Annotated in this window: 18 protein-coding genes; 11 read left to right on the forward strand and 7 right to left on the reverse strand. The window is 69.2% G+C overall.

All coding sequences use genetic code 11. From position 1 onward, the window contains the following. From LC452_RS06830 to LC452_RS06845, 4 genes are read right to left on the reverse strand one after another with little or no spacing between them, the layout of a single operon-like run. On the reverse strand, positions 1-903 hold the full coding sequence (locus LC452_RS06830) for a BadF/BadG/BcrA/BcrD ATPase family protein (protein WP_223623515.1): 903 nt from the start codon (positions 901-903) through the stop codon (positions 1-3). After that, positions 900-1,733, reverse strand: a complete 834-nt coding sequence (locus LC452_RS06835) for a carbohydrate ABC transporter permease (protein ID WP_223623517.1) — start codon at positions 1,731-1,733, stop codon at positions 900-902. The genes LC452_RS06830 and LC452_RS06835 overlap by 4 nt, the downstream gene beginning before the upstream one ends. Beyond that, on the reverse strand, positions 1,730-2,698 hold the full coding sequence (locus LC452_RS06840; protein WP_223623520.1) for a carbohydrate ABC transporter permease: 969 nt from the start codon (positions 2,696-2,698) through the stop codon (positions 1,730-1,732). Before LC452_RS06840 ends, LC452_RS06835 begins: the two co-directional genes overlap by 4 nt. Positions 2,699-2,730: 32 nt before the next feature. After that, a complete protein-coding gene (locus LC452_RS06845; protein ID WP_223623521.1) occupies positions 2,731-4,074 on the reverse strand; it encodes a sugar ABC transporter substrate-binding protein in 1,344 nt (447 codons plus the stop codon). 184 nt (positions 4,075-4,258) lie between these two features. On the opposite strand from LC452_RS06845, the gene LC452_RS06850 reads away from it, so the two are divergent. Both LC452_RS06850 and LC452_RS06855 read left to right on the forward strand, forming a co-directional pair. Beyond that, positions 4,259-4,966, forward strand: coding sequence for a GntR family transcriptional regulator (locus LC452_RS06850; protein ID WP_223623523.1), 708 nt, complete (start codon positions 4,259-4,261; stop codon positions 4,964-4,966). Positions 4,967-5,045: 79 nt separating this feature from the next. Further along, positions 5,046-5,846, forward strand: a complete 801-nt coding sequence (locus LC452_RS06855) for a siderophore-interacting protein (protein WP_223623525.1) — start codon at positions 5,046-5,048, stop codon at positions 5,844-5,846. Positions 5,847-5,862: 16 nt separating this feature from the next. Here LC452_RS06855 and LC452_RS06860 read toward each other — a convergent pair whose 3' ends face one another. Next, the gene (locus tag LC452_RS06860) at positions 5,863-6,351 is read right to left on the reverse strand and encodes a MarR family winged helix-turn-helix transcriptional regulator (RefSeq protein ID WP_223623527.1); all 489 of its coding nucleotides are present in this window, start codon (positions 6,349-6,351) and stop codon (positions 5,863-5,865) included. A gap of 96 nt (positions 6,352-6,447) precedes the next feature. On the opposite strand from LC452_RS06860, the gene LC452_RS06865 reads away from it, so the two are divergent. From LC452_RS06865 to LC452_RS06875, 3 genes are read left to right on the forward strand one after another with little or no spacing between them, the layout of a single operon-like run. Beyond that, positions 6,448-7,233, forward strand: coding sequence for an SDR family NAD(P)-dependent oxidoreductase (locus LC452_RS06865; RefSeq protein WP_223623529.1), 786 nt, complete (start codon positions 6,448-6,450; stop codon positions 7,231-7,233). A gap of 59 nt (positions 7,234-7,292) precedes the next feature. Continuing rightward, complete coding sequence (locus tag LC452_RS06870) at positions 7,293-8,282, forward strand: aldo/keto reductase (RefSeq protein ID WP_223623532.1); 990 nt, start codon at positions 7,293-7,295, stop codon at positions 8,280-8,282. Between the two features lie 5 nt (positions 8,283-8,287). Next, positions 8,288-8,881 (forward strand): GNAT family N-acetyltransferase, encoded by a 594-nt coding sequence (locus tag LC452_RS06875; RefSeq protein WP_223623534.1) that lies wholly within the window; start codon positions 8,288-8,290, stop codon positions 8,879-8,881. Positions 8,882-9,118: 237 nt separating this feature from the next. On the opposite strand, the gene LC452_RS06880 is transcribed toward LC452_RS06875, so the two are convergent. After that, positions 9,119-10,051, reverse strand: a complete 933-nt coding sequence (locus tag LC452_RS06880) for a LysR family transcriptional regulator (protein WP_223623536.1) — start codon at positions 10,049-10,051, stop codon at positions 9,119-9,121. 148 nt (positions 10,052-10,199) lie between these two features. On the opposite strand from LC452_RS06880, the gene LC452_RS06885 reads away from it, so the two are divergent. The 6 genes from LC452_RS06885 to LC452_RS06910 are packed head-to-tail and all read left to right on the forward strand — an operon-like array spanning position 10,200 to position 15,990. Continuing rightward, a complete protein-coding gene (locus LC452_RS06885; RefSeq protein ID WP_223623538.1) occupies positions 10,200-11,354 on the forward strand; it encodes a tyramine oxidase subunit B in 1,155 nt (384 codons plus the stop codon). 9 nt (positions 11,355-11,363) lie between these two features. Next, entirely contained in the window at positions 11,364-12,551 is a 1,188-nt protein-coding gene (locus LC452_RS06890; RefSeq protein WP_223623540.1) for an FAD-dependent oxidoreductase, read from the forward strand. Between the two features lies 1 nt (position 12,552). After that, complete coding sequence (locus LC452_RS06895) at positions 12,553-13,779, forward strand: allantoate amidohydrolase (protein WP_223623541.1); 1,227 nt, start codon at positions 12,553-12,555, stop codon at positions 13,777-13,779. A gap of 25 nt (positions 13,780-13,804) precedes the next feature. Further along, positions 13,805-15,076, forward strand: a complete 1,272-nt coding sequence (locus tag LC452_RS06900; RefSeq protein ID WP_223623542.1) for an ammonium transporter — start codon at positions 13,805-13,807, stop codon at positions 15,074-15,076. Between the two features lie 28 nt (positions 15,077-15,104). Further along, on the forward strand, positions 15,105-15,446 hold the full coding sequence (locus LC452_RS06905; protein ID WP_223623544.1) for a P-II family nitrogen regulator: 342 nt from the start codon (positions 15,105-15,107) through the stop codon (positions 15,444-15,446). A 7-nt stretch (positions 15,447-15,453) separates the two neighbouring features. Continuing rightward, positions 15,454-15,990: a HutD family protein gene (locus LC452_RS06910; RefSeq protein ID WP_223623546.1), complete on the forward strand. Its 537-nt coding sequence runs from the start codon at positions 15,454-15,456 to the stop codon at positions 15,988-15,990. A 20-nt stretch (positions 15,991-16,010) separates the two neighbouring features. On the opposite strand, the gene LC452_RS06915 is transcribed toward LC452_RS06910, so the two are convergent. Then, complete coding sequence (locus LC452_RS06915; RefSeq protein WP_223623547.1) at positions 16,011-18,557, reverse strand: excinuclease ABC subunit UvrA; 2,547 nt, start codon at positions 18,555-18,557, stop codon at positions 16,011-16,013. Positions 18,558-18,576: the final 19 nt, after the last annotated feature.

Genomic DNA, 18,576 nt, shown 5'->3' on the forward strand with positions numbered 1-18,576 from the left:
TTACTCCTTCACTGCGATGAGACCGGCGAATGCCGAGCGGATGCGGGTGTCTTCCGCGACGATGCGGGCGCCGTCGAGGCCGGCGTCGGGCTGGACCACGAACTCGTCCACCTCGACGTCCCGCCGATCGAGGGCGGTGCGGACCGCCGACACGAACGACGACGACCGGGTCAGACCGCCGGTGAGCCCGATGGGACCGGGTCCGAGACGCGCGGCGCCGATCGTCCGCGCGAGTTGATCCGCCGCATCGGCGAGGATGCCGAGGGCCGCGGCATCCCCTTCATCGGCGGCGCCGATCACGTCGGGCGCGAACGCGGCGATGTACTGCGGCGCCGGGGTCGAGCCCATCGCGCCGTGGTAGATGTCGGCCGGCGAGCCGAGCCGCAGGGATGCGTCGGCGAGCGTGGTCGCAGGACCTCGACCCTCGAGAGCGTCGAGCGCGGCCTGGAGTCCGCGCTGGCCGATCCAGGCGCCGCCGCCGAAGTCGCCCAGCAGGTATCCGCGGGCGTCGATGCGTCGAAGCCCTCCCGCGTCGCTCACGCCGAGCGCCGCGACCCCGGTGCCGCAGATCACCACGGTCCCGGCCCGCGCCCCGACCGTGCCGAGGAAGGCCGTGACGGCATCCGCTGCGACCACGGTCGTGCGGGCGCCGAGGTGCACGCGCAGTCTCTCGGCCAGTCGTGCCGGCGCGGGGGAGTCCTCCACGAATCCGGAGAGTCCGACGCCGACGAGCTCCGGCCGGGTGCCGGGCGGCACCAGGTCGATCACGGTCTGCGCGAGTGCGGTCACGTGCTCGTCGCCGGTGAGCGCGACGACGCCCAGCGGAGCCTCGATGACGTCTCCGTCGTCGAGGCGCAGGCGGCATCCGGACTGGCCGACGTCGACGGCGAGCGTGCCGGTCACTTGACACCTCCGAAGGACAGGCCGCGCGCCATGTGCTTGCGGACGAGGATCGCGAAGATCACGATGGGCAGCGCGCCGATCACGCCGGCGGCGGTGAGACGCGCCCAGTTCGTGCCGAAGAAGCTGAGGAAGCCGGCGATGGTCACGGGGACCGTCTGGCTGTCGCCGCTGGTGAGCACCAGCGCGTAGAGGAACTCGTTCCACGACTGGATGAGCGCGAGCACGAACGTCGCGAAGGCCGCACCCCAGACGTTGGGAAGCACGCACTGGAAGAGCGTGCGCCATTCACCGAGGCCGTCGATCATGGCCGCCTCGCGGATCTCACGCGGGAAGGCGACGAGGAACGAGCGGAAGATGAGCACCGCGAGCAGGATCGCATAGAAGGTGTGCACGACCGTGAGCCCGACAGGGTTGCCGGTCAGCCCGACTCCGAAGAACGCGCGGTAGAACGGCGTCAGGGTGAGCACGGGCGGGACGGTCGTGAGCAACAGGATGGCGAGCGTCACGCGGGCGGACCACGCCGACTCCGGCGGCCAGACCTGGGTGGTGAGGTAGGCGAGGGGGAGCCCGACGACGATGCCGATCACGCTGCTGATGATCGCGACGGCCGCGCTCACGAGCATCGCCTGCCCCATGCCGCCGTCGACCCAGGCGCTGACGTAGCTGCCGAACTGGGGCACGAAGAACCACACCGGCTCGCGGCTGAACGCATCGACGTCGCTCTTGAGTGAGGTGCTCACCAGCCAGGCGACCGGCAGGATGCACCACAGGACGAAGACGTAGACCGCGATGACGCGGAGGGAGTGCAGGATGCTGCGTCGAGATCTCATCGGCGGGCCTTCCAGATGCGCAGGCCCATGAGCCGCGTGGCGGTGGGGAACAGGATGATGAGCACCACGAGCGAGACGAGCGCGCCGACCGTGGTCGCGTATCCGATGTCGAAGGTCTCGAAGCCGAGCCGGTAGACGTAGTTGCTGATGGCGAGCGTCGACGTTCCCGGCCCGCCCTTCGTCATGGTGTTGACGATCGCGAAGGTCTTCACCGCGTCGATCACCCGCAGCAGCACCACGATCGACAGCACGGGCGCGAGCATCGGGAGCGTGACGTTCCGCAGCATCCGGAATCCGCCGGCGCCGTCGAGCTGGGCGGCCTCGAAGGGGGAGGGGTCGAGCGATTCGAGCCCGGCGAGCACGATGATCACCACGAACGGGGTGTTCTGCCAGACCTCCACGAGGATGACGGCGCCCAGGGCCGTCGCCGGGTCGGCGAGGAACGCGTGTCCGCCGATCCCCACCGTGTCGAGGAACCAGTTGATGAATCCGGATGTCGGATCCATCAGCAGCCGCCACATGAGGCCGGCGACCACCGGGGTCAGAACCATCGGGATGAGGATCAGCGCACGCAGCACGCCTTTGCCGGGGATGCGGCCCTGCAGTGCGAGGGCGATGGAGACGCCCAGCACGAGCTCGATGCCGACGCCCGCGACGACGTAGACGAGGGTCACGCGGATGGAGCCGAGGAGCGTCGGGTCGGCGAGCGCGCGGGTGAAGTTGTCCCAGCCGACGAACATGTCCTCGCTGCCGGGGCGGAGCAGGTTCTCGGCATGGGTGACGAGGTTCGCGCCCTGCAGGATGATGATCACGAGCAGGGGCACGATCACGATCACGGCGGGGAGGGCCAGGCTCGCTCTCGCGAGGCCGGGTCGCAGCGGGCGGCGGCGGGGGGAACGCCGGAACGGAGGGTCCTTGACGGCGCCTTCGGCATCGGGACGTGGTGGCGTCGTGAGCTGGGTCATCGTCTTGTTCTTCCGTTCCGGCGTTCGGTGGGTCAGCCGAGTTGCGTCTTGAGTGCTTCCTGGGCTGCGGTCAGCGCGTCCTTCGCACTGGCCTCGCCGGCGAGCGTGCGGGACAGCGCCTGTCCGACTTCGGTGATGATCGCATTCGCGTCGGTGCCTGCGGGCAGGTAGTCGACGTTGCCGGTGGCGAGCTGCGCGAGCAGCGCCTCCTTGAAGGGACCGTACTTCTCGTTGTACTCCGGGCTCTCGAGGACCGCGTCGAGCGTCACGCCGACCGCTTCGGTGTTCTCGACCGCGTTGCTCTGCACGTCCTGGCCGGTCGCCCAGGCCATGAATTTGTAGGCGGCCTCCTTCTTCTTCGAGAAGGAGCTGAGGTACAGCGCGTGCACGTTGAGCGAGTTGTCGGTGTTGCCGCTCTCGGGCGGGTCGGAGATCGCGTACGGGATCGGGGCGTAGCCGACCTTGCCGGCGATGACGCTGGCAGCGGTGTCCTCGTTGAAGGGGCCGTTGGCGGTGGCATCGATCGTCATGGCCGCGGTGCCCTGGGTGAACGCGATGCGGTTCTGCTCCCAGTCGAAGTTGCCGACGCCCGAGGGGCCGTACTCGGTGAGCAGGTCGGACCAGAACTGCGTGGCCTCGACCGCCTCGTCGGAGTCGACGGCCAGTTCGTCGCCGTCGTAGAAGTCGCCGCCGAAGGCGCGGAGGAAGCCGGCCCAGGGGTAGACGCTCTGGATGCCGGGGGCTCCACGCAGCGTGATGCCGGCGACCTCGCCGCCTGAGCCCTCGCTGATGGTCTTCGCTGCCGCTTCGAGCTCGTCCATCGTGGTGGGCGGGCCGTCGATGCCGTATTGCTCGAACAGGTCGGTGCGGTACATCAGCCACGTGCTCTCGCCGTAGACCGGGAGACCGAACGTCGCGCCGTCCTTCTGCATGGGCGCGATGTACGGCTGGTAGAAGTCGTCGAACGCGACGAAGTCGGATCCGTCCTTCTCGAACTTCGCGAGATCGTCGACGTAGCCGGACTCGAAGTATCCGGTGCCGTAGGTGTTGTCGGTGAAGACGACGTCGTAGTCGCTCGACTTCTGGCTGAAGTTGAGCAGGATCTTCGCCGCCTGGTCGCTGTACGGCACGGTCTCGATGTTGACCTTGATGCCGGTCTGCTTCTCGAACTCGGGAAGGAGCTCTTTCCAGTTGTCGGTGTAGGAGATGTCCTCGGCGAGGACGTTGATGGTCGTGCCGCTGCCTGCGTCGCCGGTCGAGCCGGACGGGGCGCACGCGGTCATGCCCGCAGCGGCGATGGTGAGTCCGGTGAGTCCGGCGCCGACGCGGACGGCGAGCCGTGGTGCACGCGAGCGGGCGGGTGTTGCAGCGCTCATGAGAATCCTCCGTTGGAACAGGTGCATTCGGGATGGGTCTTGATTACCATAGGGTATGTGTAGCACCCTAGGGTTACAAGGAAGTTACACCGTCCGTCGAAGAACCGCAATCATCGTTTCGGGCGGCCTGAGGGCGGATGCGTGATAGTCATGAACTTGACGATTCGCGCGGAAGGAGGGGAACGTGGCCGCGAAGTACGAGGTGGTGCTGAAGGAGTTGTCGGCGGAGATCGCCGAGATGCGCGCGGGCGATCAGCTGCCCACCGAGCAGCAGCTCGCAGCGCGCTTCAACGTGTCGTCGATGACCGTCCGCCGCGCGCTCGAAGCGCTCATCAACGCCAAGCGCATCGTCGGCATCCGCGGCAAGGGCACGTTCGTCGCCGAGCCGTCGCTGACCAAGCGGATGACCCTCGCCTCGTTCACCGACTCGATGCGCGCGGCCGGTCGCACCGCCCGCGCCGAGGTGCTCTCGGCCGGCATCGCGCCCGCGGCACCCGAGGTCGCGACGGACTTCGGCATGGCCGGTTCGGCATCCGTCTACACCGTCGAGCGTCTGCGCTTCGGAGACGACACCCCGCTCAGCATCGACAGTTCGCAGCTGCCCGCCGAGCTCTTCCCCAATCTGCTCGGCAACGACCTGACCGGTTCCCTCTACGAGATCCTCCGTCGCCGCTACGACGTGCACCTGACCCGTGCGTCGTCGCGGGTGGCCGCGGTGCTGCCCACTCCCCGTGAGGCCGAACTCCTCGGGATCACCGTGGATCAGCCCTGTCTGCGAGTCGTCGCGCGAGGCAGCCTCGCCGACGGACGCGTGGCCGAGATCACGCGATCCATCTACCGCGGCGACCTCTACGAGCTCCTGATCGAGCCCGAGGAGCACGGCGCGGTCTAGCGCGACCGGCCCCGCACCCCTCAGGCCCGGGCAGACTGGAACCGGACCGCCCGCCCCGAATCCGGAGACTTGAGACCTGATGACACAAGAGCAGCCGCGCAGAGCACCCGAACAGGCCGTCCTCACGGTGCAGCAGGTCGAGCAGGTGAGTCCCGACCTGATCCGCATCACGGCCGGTGGTGACGGGTACGACGCGTTCCGCGACAACGACTCGACCGACAAGTACGTGAAGATCCTGTTCGCCGATCCGCGTCACGGGCTGACACCGCCGTACGACCTGGCGCTGCTGCGCGAGGAGAGCCCGGAGAAGCTGCCGACCCGGCGCACGTACACGATCCGCTCATCCGATCCGGTGGCACGACGCCTCGTCATCGACTTCGTCGTGCACGGCGACGAGGGTGTGGCGGGCCCCTGGGCCCGTGCGGCGCAGCCGGGGGACACGCTCGTCGTCAGCGGGGCCGGCGGCGGCTACCGCCCGGATCCTGCCGCGCTGTGGCACCTGTTGATCGGCGACCACACCGCGCTTCCCGCCATCTCGTCGGCGATCGAGAGCATGGATGCCGCGACGCAGGGTCACGTGCTGCTCTCGGTGGCCGACGCCGCCGATCGGGTGCTGCCGGAGCCGCCGTCGGGGCTGACGGTGACGTGGACGCAGTCCGACGACGAGCTCCTCGCGGCACTCGGCGACCTGCCCTGGGCCGACGGGCACCCGCAGGTCTTCGCGCACGGTGAGCGGGGCACGATCAAGTCCGTGCGGGCCGTGCTGAAGCAGCGCGAGGTGCCCCGCGAGTCCCTGTCGATCTCGGCCTACTGGGCGCGGGGCCGTGCCGAGGATCAGTTCCAGGCGGAGAAGCGCGAGCCGATCGGCCAGATCGAGTAGTCGGCGGAGCCGCGCGTCAGGCGCCCGGCATCCACCCGCTCTGCTCGCGGATCGCACCGGTGATGCGTCGGCTCGCGGTGCGCAACTGCGTGGTCTGCGTCGGCGTGAGCGTGTCGAAGACGAGTCGCCGCACGAGTGCGACGTGCCCGGGCGCTGCCGCGCGCGCGGCATCCGATCCCTCATCGGTGAGTGTCGCGAGCGTGATCCGTCCGTCGGTCGGGTCTGGAGCGCGCCGCACCCACGCCTTGGTCTCGAGTCGTGCGACGGCACGGGACAGGCGGGAGAGGGTGCTGTTCGCGTAGCCCGCGAGCTCGCTCATCCGCAGCGTGCGGTCATCGGCTTCGGACAGAGCGAAGAGGATGCCGTATTCGAAGTGACTGATACCCGAATCGCGCTGCAGCTGCCCGTCGAGGGCGGCCGGCAGCCATTCGAGAAGGGTCGCCACGGCCGACCACGTCTCGAGCTCTTCGGGCTTCAGTGCGTCCGGTGATCCTGTGCCGGTCATGATCCCCACCTTAGGCCATGACTTGCTCAGGAAAGTGAAGCGACCTAGTCTTTACTTTCCTGAACAAGTAATTTACAGATGAGAACGGACGACACCATGAATCTCGATCTCGCAGGCAAGAAGGTCTTCATCAGCGGCTCGACGCAGGGGATCGGTCATGCCGTCGCGGCCGCATGCGCGGCAGAAGGAGCATCCGTCGTCATCAACGGACGCACCGATGACCGCGTCACCGTCGCGGTCGATCGCATCCTCGCGGACGCGCCCGACACCGACGTCTCCGGCATCGCGGCAGATCTCTCGGATCCGGCGCAGGTCGATGATCTCCTCGAGTCCCTCGGCGAGGTCGACGTCCTGGTGAACAACGCGGGCGTCTTCGATGTCGCACCCTTCGCGCAGGTCGACGACGACGAATGGTCCCGGTACTTCGACCTCAACGTCATGGCCGCCGTGCGTCTCTCGCGCCGACTGCTGCCCGGGATGCTCGAGAGGAACCAGGGGCGCATCATCTTCCTCGGCACGGAATCGGCCGTCGACGTGCCTGCCGACATGATCCACTACGGCGCGACGAAGGCGGCCGCCCTCGCCGTCGCCAACGGGCTCGCCAAGCTGACGCGCGGAACGGGGGTCACCGTGAACACCGTGCTCGGCGGCCCGACGTACTCCGACGGCGTCGCAGCCGCGGTCGAGAACATCGCCGCGCTGCAAGACCTCGACGTGGACCAGCTCAAGGGGTCGCTGGTACGGGGCACCTCGCTCCTGCAGCGCTTCATCCGGCCGGAGGAGATCGCCCACCTCGTCGCTTTCCTCGCCAGCCCGCTCTCGTCGGCGACCAACGGTGCCGCCCTCCGCGCCGACGGCGGGGTCCTGACGACCATCCTCTGAGAACGTGCAAGGCTGGGTCGAGATGCGCAGCGCGCGCCGACGATCGAGGGAGAAGACGGATGCTGGAGACGACCGACAACGTACGACTGGGGAACAGCGGCCTCAAGATCTCGCCGGTGGTACTCGGTTGCATGAGCTTCGGCGCCCCCGACCGTGGCACTCACCGCTGGTCCCTCGATGAGGAGACGAGTCGTCCTCTCATCCGCCAGGCGCTCGAGGCCGGCATCACCACATTCGACACGGCCGACGTCTACTCCGACGGCACGAGCGAGGAGTTCGTCGGCCGCGCGCTCGCGGACTTCGCCCAGCGCGACCAGGTCGTGATCGCCACGAAGGTGCACGGCCGCATGGGGCCGGGCGCGAACCAGGGCGGGCTCAGCCGTGGGCACATCCTCTCCGGCATCGATGCCAGCCTGCGCCGCCTCGGCACCGACTTCGTCGACCTCTACCAGATCCACCGGTGGGACCCGGAGACTCCGATCGAGGAGACGATGGAAGCCCTCCACGACATCGTGCGCTCGGGCAAGGCCCGGTACATCGGGGCCTCGTCGATGTGGGCCTGGCAGTTCGCGAAGGCGCAGCACGTCGCCGTGCAGAACGGATGGACGCCGTTCGTGTCGATGCAGGACCAGTACAACCTGCTCCAGCGCGAGGAGGAGCGCGAGATGCATCCGTACTGCCTCGACTCGGGCGTCGGCGTGCTCCCGTGGTCGCCGCTCGCGCGCGGCCGCCTCACCCGCGATTGGGACGAGACGACGGCCCGCACCGCGACAGACGAGTTCGGCGCGACGCTGTACCACCGCGAAGAGGAGTCGAACCGCGCGATCGTCGAGGCCGTCGCCCGAGTGGCCGCGGAGCGGGGCGTGTCCCGTGCCCAGATCGCCCTCGCCTGGGTCGCCCAGCAGTCCGCCGTCACCGCCCCGATCGTCGGCGCCACGAAGGCGGAGCACATCGAGGATGCCGTCGCCTCAGCCGGCATCCGCCTGGAATCGACCGAGCTCGCACAGCTGGAAAGCGCCTACACGCCGCGGGAACCGGAAGGCTTCTGATCGCCATGCACGACGAGACGCTGACCGAGCGTCTGATCCTCACGCCGCTCGACGACCCCACGCCCGCGCTCGTCAAGGCGCTGTTCCGGATCCAGTCGGATCCGGCGACGTGGGAGCACCTGCCGGCCGGAGTCGATGCCGACATCGACGAGACGCGCCGTCTCCTGGAGGGCTACGCCGCGTCGTGGCGGCGGCTCGGGCTCGGCTGGTGGGCTGTGCGGCTGCGGTCTCCCATCGACGAACTCCCCGCCGGTGCGACCGTCGGACTGGGCGGGGTGGCGGTGCGCGATCCCGAGGTGCCGGCGTGGAACCTCGGATTCCGACTGACACCGGCTGCCTGGGGACGAGGATTCGCGCGGGAACTCAGCAAGGCGGCGATCAGCGCGGCCCTTGTCGCGCAGCCGGACCTGCCTGTCTCGGCGCGCGCTCTCACTCGCAACGTGGCGTCCTGGCGCACGCTCGAACGCGCGGGTCTGTCTCTCCGGTGGGAAGGCGACGCACCCGCCGACGACGTCCTGACATCCGGGATGCCGCGTCGGGTCTACAGCGACCGCCCGCTGAGTCCCGCCCTGCTGCGGACGCTGATCGCGCTCGGATAGGTTCGCGACGAAGAGCGGTTGCCGGTGGCCCGCGAGCGCTCCTGCCCGTTCCCGTGGAGGACATCGCCGCGTGGGCGGAGACCGCCGTCCCGGACGGTGGCACCCCGGGGCACGCCTTCGGGCTTTCCGGATGGCTGAGTGACAAGTCCTCGGCGCACCAGAGGTCGACCATGCAGTCTCTCGACCCCGGCGTCTACCAGGTGTCTTTCCTGCGGGTGAACGGAGGCGGGTGACCCGTCACGCGCTCAGCGGAGCAGCACGCTCGGGCGACGCGAGGGCTCCCGCGGCATCCTGCAGGCACGCGATGAACGCCGCCACGACCGCGCTCTCGTCTTCCTTCACCGGATAGGCCGCCAGGAGTCGCGTGACCGGCGACCCCGCGAGGGGCACGACCGCGATCGACGGCGGCACCAGCTGCCGTACGGACTCCGGAAGGATGCTCGTGCCGAGGCCCGCGGCGACGAAGCCCAGGGCCGTCTCCTGGTGCACGACCTCTTCGATGACGCGAGGCACGCCGGCGCCGCCGAGCACTTCGGTCACCCGGTCGACGTAACCCGGCATGAGCGAGCGGGGGTAGGCGATCATCGGCACCTGGATGATCTCCGCGGCCGTCACCTCGTCGCGTCCGGCGAGCGGGTGCGCGACCGGCAGGCACGCGACCAGCCGCTCCTCGAAGACGACCTCGGTGGTCAGCACCGGCGATGATCGGCCGGCCCGCGGGATCTCGTCGCGCACGAGCCCGATGTCGATCGTGCCGTCGCGCAGGCGATCGAACTGTTCGCCCGACGTGAGCGGCACGAGCGTGAGATTCACGTTCGGCCGCCGCGCACGGAACAGCTGCACGACCTCCGGCAGCACCGTGTAGTTCGCGGAGCTGACGAAGCCGGCCGTCAGGTGTCCGGCGAGCCCGTCGACGTAGTCGCGCATCTCGGCGCGCACGGCATCCACTTCGTCGACGATCCTCCGCGCGCGCTCCTGCAGGTGGCGGCCGGCGGGTGTGAGAGCGACCCGGCGCGTGCTGCGTTCGAACAGCGGCGTGCCGACTTCGCGCTCGAGCCGACCGACCTGCACGCTCAGCGGCGGCTGCGACATGTGGAGCTTCTGGGCCGCACGACCGAAGTGCAGCTCGTCCGCCACCGCCAGGAAATAGCGCAGCTGACGGAGTTCCATGCGGTCACGATACGGCCTTCGTATTACCGCTCCGTTACGGGCGCATTGCGAGCGAAACGCTATCAATCAGCGCCAGAAATCGTATTTGACCTGGGATTGCTTGCACCGTTCAACTGGACTGGACGCACTCGACACGGAGGACCCGACCATGACTTCAGACACCGCCACCAGCACCCGGATCGACATGCTCTACCTGAGCGAGCCCGAGGTCATCGCCGCCGGCGTGAAAGACATGGAGCGCTGCATGGAGGTCATGGAGGAGGTGCTGATCCTCGTCGCCAAGGGCGACTACCGGATGGCCGGCAACTCCGCGAACTCGCACGGCGCACAAGTCGGCTTCCCGGCATCCTCGCCGTTCCCGACTATGCCGCTGGATGCCGCCGACCGCCGCTTCATGGCGATGCCCGGTTACCTCGGCGGGCGCTTCGACACCGCAGGGGTCAAGTGGTACGGGTCGAACATCGACAACCGCGAGCAGGGTCTGCCCCGCTCCATCCACCTCATCGTGCTGAACGACAAGGAGACCGGCGCCCCGTTCGCGATCATGTCGGGCAACCTCGAGAGCGCGTATCGAACGGCCGCCGTCCCGGGTGCGGCGGCGAAGAAGCTCGCCCCGGTGAACGCGAAGTCCCTGGGCATCATCGGCCCCGGCGCGATGAACAAGAGCGCCCTGCACGCCATGACCGCTGCCCGCCCCTCGCTCGACACGATCCGCATCAACGGCCGTCGTCGCTCGACGTCGGAGGCCTTCGCCGACTACGTGCGCGAGCACTACCCCCAGTTCACGACGATCGAGATCGCCGAGACGGTCGAAGCCGCCGTGCGCGACTCCGACATCGTCTCGGAGGCCGTGACCGGCCTCGTCGGGTCGGAGAACTACCCCTACATCGACGGCGACTGGATCAAGCCCGGCGCTTTCCTGAGCCTGCCGGCGAACCTGCGCATGGACAAGGAGTACACGCTCTCGGGCAAGGCGCGACTGATCGCCGACGCGAAGAAGATCTACGAGGCGTGGGCCGAGGAGTACCCGGCACCGTCGCACGAGACGGCGTTCGGCATGATCGGCCTCTACTGGCAGGACCTGATCGAGGCGGGCGAGCTCGACGAGTCGCGGGTCGTGAACATCGGCGACGTCTTCGAGGGAACCGTGCCCGGCCGCGAGTTCGACGAGCAGCCGGTGCTGTTCAGCGTCGGCGGCATGGGCGTGGAAGACGTCGCCTGGGCGAAGACCGTCTACGAGAACGCGGTCGAGCTGGGCATCGGCACGAAGCTGAACCTCTGGAACACCCCGGACCTGGCCTGAGCCATGAGCATGACGGACGGACAGGCCGTGCACGAGTCCGCGACGTTCGCGGTGATCGGCGCCGGGCTGAGCGGTGCGGCGGCCGCGTGGCGACTGGCGCAATCGGGTGAAGACGTGATCGTGCTCGAACGCGACGAACCGGCATCCGCTCTGGGCAGCTCCCACGGGTCGGCGCGCATCTTCCGCTACGCCTACCTCGACCCGTTCTTCGTCGACCTCGTCGTGCAGGCCAAGCGCGGCTGGGATGAGCTGGAGGCGGCGACCGGAGAGCGGCTCGTGGTCCCCAGCGGCTCGCTCGACTGCGGCGTCGTGCGCGATCCACGCCGACTCGCCGGGGTGCTCGAGAGCCAGGGCGTCGAGCATGAACTCCTGACAGCGGGAGATGCGAAGGCGCGCTGGTCGCAGCTGAACTTCGACAGCGAGGTGCTCTGGCACCCGGGAGCCGGCGTGATCGACGCCGAGGCGTCGGTCGAGGCGATGATCGATCTCGCTCGCGTCGCCGGCGCCCGGGTGCGCACGCGCTGGGAGGCCGCGTCGGTGCGGCGCGCGTCTTCGGGGTATGTCGTCACCTCCTCGACGGGTGACACGGTGCACGCCGAGCAGGTGATCGTCGCCGCGGGCGGCTGGCTGCCCGCACTGCTCGGAGAGCTCGATCTGCCCACGGATTTCGTCGATGCGCTGCCCCAGTTCGAGGTGCGCCAGGAGAACGCGTTCCACTTCCTCTACCGCGACGTGCGCGACTGCGGCGAGACGCCGGTCGGCGAGGAGACCTCGTGGCCGACCTTCATCTACAAGGGGCGCGACATCCAGACCTACAGTCTTCCGGGCGGCCGCGATGCGCAGTTCCGCGGGCAGAAGGTCGCCGAGTACAACGGCGGACGCGTGATCCCGTCCGCACGCGATCAGGACGGGCGGATCGATCCGGCCAACCGCAAGCGCGTCATCGGCTTTGTCGAGCACTTCTCGCCGGGACTCTTCGCGACCCCGTACGCCGAGACCACCTGCCTGTTCACCAACGTCCCGCGCGACGACATGATCATCGACCGCGTCGACGGGATCACGATCCTGTCGCCGTGCTCCGGTCAGGGCGCCAAGTTCGCCCCGCTGCTCGGCGAGCTCGTGCTCGACCTCGTCGCCGGATCCCAGCACGCGGGCGAGCGCTTCCGCGCCGCCGGCCAGCGCTTCGCGGGGGTGTGAGATGTCGACACACGCCGACGCGAACGCACTGCTGGCCGAGATCGAGGGCATCGGCGTCGATCACGATCGCGGGGGCTATTCGCGCCCGGTCTTCTCACCGGCCGAGCTCGAGCTGCGCAGATGGTTCGAATCCCACGCGACGGCTCGCGGCCTGAACGTCGAGACCGACGGCAACGGCATCCTCTGGGCCTGGTGGGACGTGCCGGATGCCGGTGACCGGCGCGGCGCGATCGTGACCGGTTCGCACCTCGACTCGGTCCCCGGCGGCGGCAACTTCGACGGCCCGCTCGGAGTCGCGAGTGCGCTTGCCGCGGTCGATGTGCTGCGCGACCGCGGCATCGAGCCGGTGCGGCCGCTGGCCGTCGCCGTGTTCCCCGAGGAGGAGGGGTCGCGGTTCGGCATCGCCTGCCTGGGTTCCCGCCTTCTCGCCGGCGCCGTCGATCCCGACCGGGTGCGCGCGCTGACCGATGAGAGCGGGCGGTCCTTCGCCGATGCGGCATCCGACGCGGGGTTCGACCCGTCGATCATCGGTGCCGACGCCGATCGTCTCGCCGGCATCGCGGCGTTCGTCGAGCTGCACGTCGAGCAGGGCAGAGGGCTCATCGACCTGGATCAGCCCGTCGCCCTGGCGGGAGCGATCATCGCTCACGGCCGCTGGCATGTGCGGATCGAGGGTCGTGGCGATCACGCCGGGGCCACGAGGATGGCAGACCGACAGGACCCGGTGGTCGTGGCGGCCGAGACGATCCGCAGCCTGCGCGTGCACACCCTCGTCGTGGACGACGCGCGCGGGACCGTCGGTCGGGTGAAGGTGACGCCGGGCGGCACCAACGTGATCGCCTCGTCCGTCGATCTCTGGATGGACGTGCGGCACCACTCGGAGGAGGCGGTGCGGCGCATCGTCAGCGAGGTCACCGCCGGCACCGAGCGCGCAGCGGATGCCGAGGGCTGCGTCGTCACCGTCACCGAGCAGTCGTTCTCGCCGACCGTGTCGTTCGATCCCGCGCTGCGCGACCGCATGCAGTCGGTCCTTCCCCACGCGCCGGTGCTCGACACCGGGGCCGGGCACGACGCCGGTGTGCTGGCGGCCGTCATCCCCACCGGGATGCTCTTCGTCCGCAACCCGACCGGAGCATCGCACACCCCTGCCGAGACGGCAGGACCCGAAGACATCACGGCCGGCGTCGACGCGCTCGCCGACGTGCTGACCCACCTTCTCACCCGCTAGACCCCCTACCCGAAAGGAGATCGACATGGATATCACCTCGCAGGTGAACACGGGATGGATGCTGACCGCCACGGTCGCCGTCACCCTCATGCTGCCCGGACTCGCCCTGTACTACGGCGGACTGTCGCGCACGAAGAACATCCTCAACACGATGATGATCGTGTTCGGCGGCTTCGCCGTCACAGCCGTGCTCTGGGTGCTCTACGGCTACGGTCTGACCCTCGGGAACTCCGTCGGCGGTGCCGGCATCATCGGCGACCCGACCGGCCTGTTCGGCATCCAGTCGCTCCTCGGCGCGGAGACGCCGGAGGGCACCGTGCCCGCGATCCTCATCGCCGTGTTCCAGCTGATCTTCGCCGGGCTCACGGTCGGCATCATCGGCGGAGCGGTCGAGGGCCGCATGAAGTTCTCGACCTGGCTGATCTTCAGCGGCCTCTGGGCCACGCTCGTCTACTTCCCGGTCGCGCACTGGGTGTTCGCGTTCGACTCGGCCGACGGCTCGACCGTCGGCGGCTGGATCGCCAACCAGCTGCACGCGATCGACTTCGCCGGTGGAACCGCCGTGCACATGAACGCGGGCGTCGCGGCGCTCGTGCTCGCCTTCTTCCTCGGCAAGCGCCGGGACTTCCCCCACGTCGGCCGCCCCGGCAACCTGCCGATCGCGATCGTCGGCGGCGGGCTCCTGCTCGTCGGCTGGTACGGCTTCAACGGCGGATCCTCCGGAGGCATCAACGACAGCGCCGGCGTGGCCGTCACGAACACCCTCATCGCCGCGTGCGCCGGACTGCTCGGCTGGCTGATCGTCGAGCGGATCGTCCGCAAGGCGGCGACCTCGCTGGGCGCGATCTCGGGTGTGCTCGGCGGGCTCGTCGGCATCACGCCCGCGGCCAACTCGGTGTCACCGGTCGGCGCGATCATCATCGGCCTCCTCGCCGGCGTCGTCGCTTTCGCGGCACTGAGCCTCAAAGAGAAGCTGGGTTACGACGACGCGCTCGACGCCGTCGCGATCCACATGTTCCCCGGCATCTTCGGCACCCTCGCGATCGGGTTCCTCGCCGATCCCGCCTCGCCCGCGGGCGCCACGGGCATCTTCTTCGGCGGGGACTGGGGGCTGCTCGGCACCCAGGCTCTCGCGATCGTCGCGGTGTTCTTCTACACCTTCGTCGTGACCGCGCTCATCTCGTGGCTGCTGAAGGTCACGGTCGGCCTGCGCGTCGCCGACGGCACCGAGGTCACCGGCCTCGACACCACCCTCCACGCCGAGACCGCCTACGACCTGGACGACGTGCGCTCCTGAGCGCCGCGCACCGAGAAAGGACAGCATCATGAAGCTCATCACCGCCGTCGTGCAGCCCAGTGCCCTCGAACCCGTAAAGATCGCGCTCGCCGAAGTCGGCATCGCGGGCATGACGATCCTCGACGCGAAGGGACACGGCGCCCAGACCGGCAAGGTCGAGGTCTACCGCTCGCAGCGGATCAAGGTCGACTTCCTTCCGAAGATCTACATCGAGACCGTGGTCAACGACGAGGAGCTCGAGACGGCGCTCGACGCCATCCAGGAAGCCGCGCGCACCGGCGCGATCGGCGACGGCAAGATCTGGGTCACCGACGTGCTCCAGGTCATCCGCGTCCGCACCGGCGAGACCGGTCCCACCGCGATCCGCTGAGAAGAACATGCTGCACCGCACCCGCGCTGACCTCGAGATCGTCCGACCGGCCGATGTCGAACCCGAACCATGGGCGAACGGCCTCGGGGTCACGCGGGTGCTGGCGGCGAGACCCGCCTGGCGCATCAGCCTCGCCGAGATCGAGGGACGGATGCCGTTCTCGCCGTTCCTCGGCGCGGATCGGGTGCTCATCCCGCTCAGCCCCGAGGGTGTGACCCTCGAGATCGACGGGGTCGGCCGTCCGGTGTCGCAGTATGCCGGCATCGCCTTCCGCGGCGAGAGTCGAGTCCTCGCCGACACCCAGGGCGGACGGATCTCGGTCGTGAACTTCATGGCCCGCCGATCGAGCGGGGGCATGCGCTGGCAGATCCGTCGCTTCGCCGGAACCGTGAAGGTGGATGCCGATGCCGTCGTCGTGCTCGGCGGCGAGGTGCGGGCCGGATCGGAGGCGTTGCCGCCCGGAACGGTGGTCGGGCCCGCGGCCGTGTCCGAGCTCGTCGCGAACGAGGGAGATGTCGCGCTGCTGCGGGTCCGACGGCACTGAGCCCGACGACCTGAGGATTCTCAGAGCGAGAGCCGTGCGGCCAGGTACGGCGCCGTGCGGCTGGCCGGGTCACCGGCGACGTGCTCCGGCGTTCCCGCGGCGATGACTCTTCCGCCGGCATCTCCGCCCGAGGGCCCGAGGTCGATCACCCAGTCGGCGGACGCGACGACATCCATCTCGTGCTCCACGACGACGACGGTGTCGCCTGCCTCGACGAGCGCGTGCAGCTGCGCGAGCAGCCGGCGAACGTCGGCCGGATGCAGCCCCGTCGTCGGCTCGTCGAGGAGGTAGAGCGTGTGACCACGGCGCGCCCGCTGCAGCTCGGTCGCCAGCTTGATGCGCTGCGCCTCGCCACCCGACAGCTCGGTCGCGGGCTGTCCGAGCCGGAGATAGCCCAGCCCCACGTCGAGCAGCGCCTGCAGGCTGCGTGCCGCCGCGGGGATGCCGGCGAGGAAGTCGGATGCCTGCTCGACCGTCAGCGCGAGCACCTCGGCGATCGTCTTGCCCTCATAGGTGACGTCGAGCGTCTCGACGTTGTACCGCGCGCCGTCGCAGGTGGGGCATCGGCCGTAGCTGCCGGGCAGGAACAGCAGCTCCACCGACACGAATCCCTCGCCGAGGCAGGTCTCGCAGCGACCACCCGCGACGTTGAACGAGAAGCGCCCGGCGGAGTACCCGCGCTCGCGAGCGAGATCGGTCTTCGCGAACGTCGCGCGCACGGCGTCGAACAGGCCGGTGTAGGTGGCCAGGTTCGACCGGGGCGTACGACCGATCGGCTTCTGGTCGACGCGCACGAGACGGTCGATGTGCTCCAGGCCTTTCGTCCGTCGCACGGTGAGCGTGTCGACGCCGGCATCCGGAAGGGTCGCCTCGGCAAGGCCGGCCTCGCCGGTCGCGTCCCCGTCATCGTCGGTGTCGTCGGCCACGGCGGCGCCCGACTGCAGATGCGAGCGCACGACGTCGCGCAGCACCCGGCTGACCAGCGTCGACTTGCCCGACCCCGAGACGCCGGTGACGGCGACGAAGGTTCCGAGCGGGATCGCCGCATCGACATCGGCGAGGTTGTGCAGCGAGATGCCCTCGACCTCGAGCCAGGTCGAGCTGTCTCGGCGTTCCGGTCTCTCCGTGGCAGCGCCCTCATCGGGGAACAGGAACGGGCGGGTGACGGATGCCGCGACCGAGGCGAGTCCGTCGACCGCTCCGCTGTAGAGGACTTCGCCCCCGCCTTCGCCCGCACCCGGGCCGACGTCGACGATCCAGTCGGCGTGCCGCACGACGTCCATGTTGTGCTCGACCACGAACACCGAGTTGCCGGAGCGCTTGAGCTGTTCGAGCACGTCGAGCAGCGGCTCGGCGTCGGCGGGATGCAGGCCGGCCGAGGGCTCGTCCAAGACGTAGACCACGCCGAAGAGCCCCGACCGCAACTGCGTCGCGAGCCGAAGGCGCTGCATTTCGCCGGGGGAGAGGGTGGTGGTCACGCGGCCGAGCCCGAGGTAGCCGAGGCCGAGGTCGGTGAGCACGGTGATGCGCGCCAGCAGATCGGTGGTGAGCGCGACGGCCACGTCGGTGCGCTCGCCGGAGAGCGTCGTCGGCACCGCAGGTGCGGCGTCGGTGAGCAGGGTCGTCGGACGGATGACGTCGGCGAGCTCTGTCAGCGGCAGGGCGTTCAGCTCGGCGATCGTGCGACCGGCGAAGGTGACGGCGAGGGCTTCGCGTCGAAGGCCGGTGCCGTGGCAGAGCGGGCACGGCCCTGAGCGGACGAACTGCAGCACCTTCTCGCGCATCATCTGGCTCTTCGAGTCGGCGAGCGTGTGGAACACGTACTTCTTGGCGCTCCAGAACATGCCGTTGTAGGGCTTCGCGACGCGATCGCGCTGCGGGGTGATCTGCACGACCGGCTGCTCGTCGGTGAAGAGGATCCAGTCGCGGTCGGCCTGATCGAGCTCGCGCCACGGGCGGTCGACGTCGTAGCCGAGCACGATGGTGATGTCGCGCAGGTTCTTGGCCTGCCACGCACCCGGCCATGCGGCGATCGCTCCTTCGCGGATGCTGAGCGATGGGTCGGGTACGAGCGAGTCCTCGGTGACGGTGTGCGAGATGCCGATGCCGTGGCATTCCGGGCAGGCGCCGGCCACGGTGTTGGGCGAGAACGCGTCGGAGTCGAGTCGTGTCGTGAAGCCCTCGGGGAAGGTGCCGGCGCGCGAGAACAGCATCCGCAGCGAATTCGACAGCGTGGTGACCGTGCCGACGCTGGAGCGGGAGCTCGGAGCACCGCGCCGCTGCTGCAGGGCGACGGCCGGGGGCAGTCCGGTGATCGAGTCGACGTGCGGGTCATGACCCTGCTGGATGAGGCGCCGTGCGTACGGGGCGACCGATTCGAGGTACCGGCGCTGGGCTTCGGTGAAGATCGTGCCGAACGCGAGCGAGGACTTGCCCGATCCGGACACCCCGGTGAAAGCGACGATCCGATCGCGCGGCACGTCCACGTCGACGCTTCGAAGGTTGTTCTCGTGGGCGCCGCGGACGCGGACGAACGCATCGGTCGCATCGTTCGGGTTCTCGGGCATCGGTCGAGCCTACGCGCGA

The organism is Microbacterium sp. EST19A (genome assembly GCF_019969685.1).
Taxonomy (GTDB): domain Bacteria; phylum Actinomycetota; class Actinomycetes; order Actinomycetales; family Microbacteriaceae; genus Microbacterium.

Bases quoted from the DNA above. Each gene is read 5' to 3' on its own strand.
- LC452_RS06835 (WP_223623517.1), bottom strand. From the start codon at position 1,733: ATGAGATCTCGACGCAGCATCCTGCACTCCCTCCGCGTCATCGCGGTC.
- LC452_RS06840 (WP_223623520.1), bottom strand. From the start codon at position 2,698: ATGACCCAGCTCACGACGCCACCACGTCCCGATGCCGAAGGCGCCGTC.
- LC452_RS06845 (WP_223623521.1), bottom strand. From the start codon at position 4,074: ATGAGCGCTGCAACACCCGCCCGCTCGCGTGCACCACGGCTCGCCGTC.
- LC452_RS06855 (WP_223623525.1), top strand. From the start codon at position 5,046: ATGACACAAGAGCAGCCGCGCAGAGCACCCGAACAGGCCGTCCTCACG.
- LC452_RS06860 (WP_223623527.1), bottom strand. From the start codon at position 6,351: ATGACCGGCACAGGATCACCGGACGCACTGAAGCCCGAAGAGCTCGAG.
- LC452_RS06865 (WP_223623529.1), top strand. From the start codon at position 6,448: ATGAATCTCGATCTCGCAGGCAAGAAGGTCTTCATCAGCGGCTCGACG.
- LC452_RS06870 (WP_223623532.1), top strand. From the start codon at position 7,293: ATGCTGGAGACGACCGACAACGTACGACTGGGGAACAGCGGCCTCAAG.
- LC452_RS06875 (WP_223623534.1), top strand. From the start codon at position 8,288: ATGCACGACGAGACGCTGACCGAGCGTCTGATCCTCACGCCGCTCGAC.
- LC452_RS06880 (WP_223623536.1), bottom strand. From the start codon at position 10,051: ATGGAACTCCGTCAGCTGCGCTATTTCCTGGCGGTGGCGGACGAGCTG.
- LC452_RS06885 (WP_223623538.1), top strand. From the start codon at position 10,200: ATGACTTCAGACACCGCCACCAGCACCCGGATCGACATGCTCTACCTG.
- LC452_RS06890 (WP_223623540.1), top strand. From the start codon at position 11,364: ATGACGGACGGACAGGCCGTGCACGAGTCCGCGACGTTCGCGGTGATC.
- LC452_RS06895 (WP_223623541.1), top strand. From the start codon at position 12,553: ATGTCGACACACGCCGACGCGAACGCACTGCTGGCCGAGATCGAGGGC.
- LC452_RS06900 (WP_223623542.1), top strand. From the start codon at position 13,805: ATGGATATCACCTCGCAGGTGAACACGGGATGGATGCTGACCGCCACG.
- LC452_RS06905 (WP_223623544.1), top strand. From the start codon at position 15,105: ATGAAGCTCATCACCGCCGTCGTGCAGCCCAGTGCCCTCGAACCCGTA.
- LC452_RS06910 (WP_223623546.1), top strand. From the start codon at position 15,454: ATGCTGCACCGCACCCGCGCTGACCTCGAGATCGTCCGACCGGCCGAT.
- LC452_RS06915 (WP_223623547.1), bottom strand. From the start codon at position 18,557: ATGCCCGAGAACCCGAACGATGCGACCGATGCGTTCGTCCGCGTCCGC.